The sequence below is a fragment of the Aerococcus sp. L_32 genome (assembly GCF_050689315.1).
Map to the genome: position 1 here is coordinate 1 of NZ_JBOEQF010000699.1, position 932 is coordinate 932.

Annotated in this window: 2 protein-coding genes and 1 pseudogene; all 3 read left to right on the plus strand. The window is 38.1% G+C overall.

What is annotated here, in order from left to right; all coding sequences use genetic code 11:
* Positions 1-433 (plus strand): cell division protein SepF (locus ACRCJ0_RS15795; protein WP_431391137.1); only part of this gene is annotated, 433 nt, incomplete at its 5' end.
* Positions 426-677, plus strand: coding sequence for a YggT family protein (locus ACRCJ0_RS15800; protein ID WP_016897656.1), 252 nt, complete (start codon positions 426-428; stop codon positions 675-677). The genes ACRCJ0_RS15795 and ACRCJ0_RS15800, both read left to right, overlap by 8 nt.
* A 100-nt stretch (positions 678-777) precedes the next feature.
* Positions 778-932 (plus strand): annotated as a pseudogene (locus ACRCJ0_RS15805) (RNA-binding protein); the annotation flags it as partial.

Below are 932 nucleotides of genomic sequence, written 5' to 3' on the forward strand. Positions count from 1 at the left end.
TCAAACTAGTCAAGCACAATTTACATTTGAACAACCAACTAAGGAGCAAAACAAAACGATGGCAAACGATGCAACGCGAAATAATGTAGTGAATTTAAGTGAGTCTCGTAAAAACGTGGCTACTGTAGAAATTTTTAAACCACGCATTTTTGCTGAGGCTGAGCGAATCAGTCAATCATTATTGGGCGATAAATCAGTGGTCTTAAACCTGTCACAAATGTCAGATGAAGATGCACGTCGATTTATCGATTATATGACAGGCGTTGTATATGCCATTAATGGGGACTTACAACGTGTAGCAACTGACGTATTTATTGCCGTTCCAGAAACTGTACAAATTGAAGGTTTGTATGAAGAATATACAAATACACACGGCAAAGCATCTCGCGACCGTGGCAATATTTGGAATCGAGAGGGTGAAAGTCGTGAATAGTTTAGTGAATATTCTTCAAGATTTAATCTATGTCTATACACTAGTGCTAGTAGTATATGCTTTATTATCTTGGTTCCCAGGAGCTAGAGATTCTAAATTTGGTCAAATCATTGACCGACTAGCATACCCATACTTATCATTCTTTGATAGTATCCTACCTAGTTTAGGAGGCATTTCATTTTCAGTGATTGTGGGCGTTCTTGTCCTACAATTAGCTTCTAACGGCTTAAATATTTTACGCTAACCATAACAATAACTTTTAAATCAAACGGGTGGGTCTAGGTATCTACCCGATTTTTTTGTATAATAGAACCAAGCAACTGATAGAAAGGGATGGATAACTCTTGGCAAACTATGAAGTTTTACAGCACTTTCAACCAGACGAACATGCCTTTGTTGAAAAAGTGACGGACTGGATGAATCTGGTCTTAGACCAATATGCACCGGTAGTGACCCCGTTTTTGAATCCAAGAGAAGTGGCCATTGTATCAATGATCAT